At 62.9% G+C, this 4,873-nt stretch carries 6 protein-coding genes; 3 read left to right on the top strand and 3 right to left on the bottom strand.

The features are described from left to right. From EOM25_12235 to nifH, 3 genes are all read right to left on the bottom strand, one after another. A partial coding sequence (locus EOM25_12235; GenBank protein ID NCC25940.1) for a P-II family nitrogen regulator occupies positions 1-246 on the bottom strand: 246 nt, incomplete at its 3' end. Further along, positions 243-593 (bottom strand): P-II family nitrogen regulator, encoded by a 351-nt coding sequence (locus EOM25_12230; protein NCC25939.1) that lies wholly within the window; start codon positions 591-593, stop codon positions 243-245. The genes EOM25_12230 and EOM25_12235, both read right to left, overlap by 4 nt. A 42-nt stretch (positions 594-635) precedes the next feature. Next, positions 636-1,463: a nitrogenase iron protein gene (nifH, locus tag EOM25_12225; protein NCC25938.1), complete on the bottom strand. Its 828-nt coding sequence runs from the start codon at positions 1,461-1,463 to the stop codon at positions 636-638. A gap of 316 nt (positions 1,464-1,779) precedes the next feature. Here nifH and EOM25_12220 point away from each other — a divergent pair, with 316 nt between their 5' ends. From EOM25_12220 to modB, 3 genes are all read left to right on the top strand, one after another. Next, a complete protein-coding gene (locus EOM25_12220) occupies positions 1,780-2,802 on the top strand; it encodes a pyruvate carboxyltransferase (protein NCC25937.1) in 1,023 nt (340 codons plus the stop codon). 163 nt (positions 2,803-2,965) lie between these two features. Next, entirely contained in the window at positions 2,966-4,186 is a 1,221-nt protein-coding gene (locus EOM25_12215; protein NCC25936.1) for an integrase, read from the top strand. A 96-nt stretch (positions 4,187-4,282) separates the two neighbouring features. Continuing rightward, a partial coding sequence (modB, locus tag EOM25_12210; protein ID NCC25935.1) for a molybdate ABC transporter permease subunit occupies positions 4,283-4,873 on the top strand: 591 nt, incomplete at its 3' end.

Here is a 4,873-nt window from a genome sequence, read left to right as displayed (position 1 = left end):
CTCCACGTCCTCGTCCGGAGCGACCACGGTGACGACTCGCTTGGCGTAGAGCTTGCCCTTTTCGCCCAGAAGTTCGGCGGCCTCCTCATAGCCCTTGCGGGCCCCCTCCAGGACCGCAGGATTGACGAAACCCCGGCCCCGGCCCTGGGCCTCGTGGGCGAAGAAGGCATCCACGCCGGCCTCGGTCAGGGCCTTCTTGGTCCGGTTCATCATGTTCATGCGGACCACGGCGACGATCTCCTTCATGCCGCCACCTCCTCGGCTTCACCTTCGCGCAGGCCGGAACTGATGGTGTAAACCTCCTCCACCGGGCTGACGAAGATCTTGCCGTCGCCAAAGGCGCCCTTGTTCCCGGTCTTGGCCGCCTCCATGATCGTCCGGAGGACGAAGTCCTTGTCCTCGGCCCGGACCACGCTCATGAGCATGGTCTTGGGAATCTCGTCGTAGGTCACCTCGCCGATCTTGATGCCCCGCTGCTTGCCTCGTCCGGCCACGGCATACTTGGTCACGGCCGGGAACCCGGCGTCCATGAGGGCCGCCAGGACCTCGTCGCTCTTTTCGGGCCTGACAATGGCCCGGATCATGATCATCATGTGTTCTCCCTCCCTTCTGGTTGTGTCGGCTTGCAGACCGCGTCAGGCGGCCATGAGCCCGTAATCCATGAGCAGCTGCTCCAACTCTTCGATGGCCAGGGGCTTGGGGATGACGAACTTGTCGTTCCCGTCGATGGCCAGGGCCAGGTTGCGGTAGTGATCGGCCTGGGGGGCCTCGGAGTTCCATTCGATGACCGTCTTGCGGTTGATCTCGGCCCGCTGGACGTCGTTGTCCCTGGGCACGAAGTAGATCATCTGGGTGCCGATCTTTCTGGCCAGCTCGGCGATCATCTCCTTTTCGTTGTCCACGTTCCGGGAATTGCAGATGAGCCCGCCCAGACGGACCCCGCCAGACTGGGCGTACTTCATGATGCCCTTGCAAATGTTGTTGGCCGCGTACATGGCCATCATCTCCCCGGAGCAGACGATGTAGATTTCCTCGGCCTTGCCGTCCCGGATGGGCATGGCGAACCCGCCGCAGACCACGTCGCCCAGGACGTCGTAAAAGGCGTAGTCCAGGCCCTCGGACTTCTCGTAAGCCCCAAGGGATTCGAGCATGTTGATGGAAGTGATGATGCCCCGGCCGGCGCAGCCCACTCCGGGCTCGGGCCCGCCGGACTCCACGCACCAGGTGCCCATGAACCCGGCCTTGCGGATGTCGTCCAGCTCAACGTCCTCGCCCTCCTCCCGCAGGGTGTCCAAGACCGATTTCTGGGCCAATCCGCCCAGGAGGAGCCGGGTGGAGTCGGCCTTGGGGTCGCAGCCCACGACCATGACCTTGCGGCCCATCTCCGACAGCCCGGCCACGGTGTTCTGGGTGGTGGTGGATTTGCCGATGCCGCCCTTGCCGTAAATGGCTACCTTTCTCATGGAATGGTCCTCCGTTCGTTGAATGTTCGAGTCAGACGAAGACCCATAAGGCAACGGCCGTGCCAGCCGGGGCCCGTTTTCCTCAACATTTTGCAATTATGTGTTTTTTGTTTTTCTCGACCCGAAAAGCGGCCCAATTTGGCCGGTGCGGAACCCGACAAAGACCAGACAAAAAGGTCATAACCTACATTTTTGTCGTTTTCGGCTTGGCCGATGTCAGGAGCGATGGGGCCGGAAGGCTGGGAAAATCGGCTTTGGCGAAACCGCGGCCACTGGTTCCGGATTTGCAGTGGCCGGGAAAAGCACGGAGGGGATCATGCTCATCGACACCACCCTGCGCGAAGGGGCGCAGATGTTTGGAGTCCGCTTCTCGGACCGGGAAAAGAAGGAGATCGTCCACGGCCTGACGGCCATGGGTGTTGAGGAAATCGAGGCCGGCTGGATCGGCCAGGCCGGATTGGCCTCGCTGCTTGACTGGGCCGGCCCTCGACTGGATCGTACGATCCTGTCGGTCTGGGCCCGATGCCGGAAGGAGGACGTACGCCAAGCGGCCGATCTCGGGTTCGAGAGGGTCAATATCGGGGTTCCGGCCTCACGTCCGCACCGGGAACTTCGGCTGGGCCTTGACCTGGACGGCCTGGCTCGAAAGATCCGGGACACGGTCGGCCTGGCCCTCAATCTCGGCCTGGACGTTGGCGTCGGGTTGGAGGACGCCTCCCGGGCCAATGGGGACGAGCTTTTCATTTTGGCCCGTACGGCCCAGACGGCCGGGGCCTTTCGGGTCCGGTTCTCCGATACCGTGGGAAGGTGGAGTCCCTCCAAGGTCGCGGCCCTTGTCGGCTGGATAGCCGAAAAGGTGGACCTGGAGATTGCCGTCCACTGCCACGACGATTTCGGCATGGCCACGGCCAACGCCGTCAGTGCCCTGGAGGGCGGGGCCCATTGGGCCGACGGAAGTCTCCTGGGCCTGGGCGAGCGGGCCGGAGTGGCGGCCACCGAGGAACTGGCCGCTTATCTGGCCTTGGGCTCGGGAACGGGGGTCTACGACCTCAGCGACATTTCGGGCCTCTGCGCCCTGGTCGCCAGAGCCGCCAGCCTGCCTCTGTCCCGAAACAAGGCCGTGGCCGGGACGGACATCTTTGCCTGCGAGACCGGCATCCATCTTCATGGCCTGGTCCGGGACCCGGCTTTGTTCGAGCCCTTTGACCCGGCCTGGGTGGGCGGGAGACGAAAGTTCGGATTCGGGGAGAAGAGCGGTAGGCAGACCTCAAGGGCCGAATTCCAAGGCCTTACCAAAGCTGACGCCGGGAATCCTGCACCTTGGAAGATCAGGGTCTGATGCCGTTAACGACTTCCGACACTTGTCCGTATGTTCGTATTGTGCCAAACCGCCTTGCGGCACGGTCACTTCACGTTTCGAAATCGTGATCCAATTGACGAACGACAATTGAACGGCGATAGACTGCTACAGAACATGAAGCGTCGACGGGAAGGAAACCGACATGTTTGAATTGCTCGAAAAGTTGCAGACCCTGGACAAGACGTCCCTGGCCTTGGTGGCCGTGGCCGCGGAGCGGCTGGTCAGCGGGAAGGATGGAACGGATTGCCTGAACGAGGCGAAGGATTTGGCCCCGATTTCGGGTTCAAACGCCAAGCCCCAGGCGGTGCGTATGCTCCGGGTGTCCGAGGACGTCAAACACCTGTCCCCGGAGCAGGTGGATGAACTGACGGCAGCCTTTCGGCGCTGGAGGGACAAGGCCGGCCGTGCCAACGTCCGGACCTCCCGGGAGCGGGTTTACGGCCTGTACCTGTTGTTGCGAAATACCGGAGCCAAGCTGGGCGAGGTTCTCTCCCTAGACGATAGGACCGATATCGACCTGGGGGGCGGAATCGTCCGTCTGGCTGGTGGTCCGTCAGGCCTAGACAGCGAGCTTCGCGAATCAAGGGAGGTGGCCCTTGGGGCCGAGGTCTTGCGGGAGTTGGCCGCTGTGGTGAGACATCCGCTCCTGGCTGGGCTCCAGGGTCGTCTTTTTCGTCTGGACCAGGGCTTCGTCCGACGCAAGTTTTCGGAGCGGGCCCAGGAAATCGGTTTGCCCAGGGATCTGGCCAACCCCATGGTGCTCCGCCACACCCGGGCCGTAGAACTCCTGAGGGAAGGGGCTCCGCTGCATGTGGTCCAGCGGATACTGGGGCATGCCACGCCCATGGCCACGGCCTCGTACGTCAACTACGAGGCGGACGACCTTCGCCGCCTCATCAGCTTCTACATGAACAAGGAGCCCCGCATGCAAACCAGCGCCAGAAACAAGTTTATCGGCAAGGTCGCCTCGGTGAAAAAGGGAACCATCCTGTCCGAGGTGGTGGTCACGACCACGGGCGGATTCAGCATCGTTTCGGTGATCACCAACGAGTCTTTGGACAAGCTCGCCGTTGCGGAAGGGCGGATGGTGGCGGCCTCTGTCAAGGCGCCGTTGGTCATCCTGGTCAAGGATCCGGACAGCCCTCGAACATCTTCCCGAAACAGGCTGCAAGGCGAGATCAAGCGCATCAACCAGGGAACCATTTCCGCCGAGATCGTTTTGGAGCTTCATGACGGCACTGAAGTCTGCGCCTTGATCACGGACGAGTCGGTCAAGGCCTTGGACCTGACGGTGGGGGAAAAGGTCTGGGCCCTGTTCAAGGCCTTTTCGGTAATTCTGGGCACGGAGGATTCCGAAAGTTGAGTCTCGAAGCAACGGCGGAGCCCCCTCTGGGCCAAGACCAGCCCCTATCGGCGCGGAGCATCCAATTCATGGACCAGCCGCCCGCGAATCCCGCCCATGTTTGACCCCTCGTTCTGGTTTCCGCTGCAGCTCACCCTGCGGGTGGCCGCCCTGGCCACCCTTCTGGCTCTGGTGTTCGGGGTGCTGCTGGCCTGGGTCGTGCACCGGTTCCGTTTCCCCGGGCGGGACGGGCTGGATGCCGTATTCACCCTGCCCATGGTTCTGCCTCCCACAGTGCTGGGCTACTATCTGATCGTTCTGGTGGGCCGAAACGGGTTCATCGGCCGCTGGCTGGAGTCCATGTTCGGCGTCACCCTCATGTTCACCTGGCAGGGGGCGGTGATCGCCGCGGCCGTGGTGGCCTTCCCCCTGGTCTTCAAGTCGGCCAGGGCGGCCCTGGAAAACGTTGACCGGAAATACGAGGACGCGGCCAGAACCCTGGGATGCGGCGAATGGAGGGTTTTGATGCGGATCTCCCTGCCCTTGGCCGTGCGTGGAATCCTGGCCGGGACCATGCTGGCCTTTGCCCGGGCCATGGGAGAGTTCGGAGCCACCCTGATGATCGCCGGGAACCTGCCTGGCCGGACCCAGACTCTGTCCCTGGCCGTGTACAGCGCGGTCCAGGCCGGGAACGACGGCCTGGCCAAT

Source organism: Deltaproteobacteria bacterium (genome assembly GCA_009929795.1).
Taxonomy (GTDB): Bacteria; Desulfobacterota; Desulfovibrionia; order Desulfovibrionales; family Desulfomicrobiaceae; genus RZZR01.
Note: the sequence above shows the minus strand (reverse complement) of the source record. Positions and strands in the feature narration are given on the sequence as shown.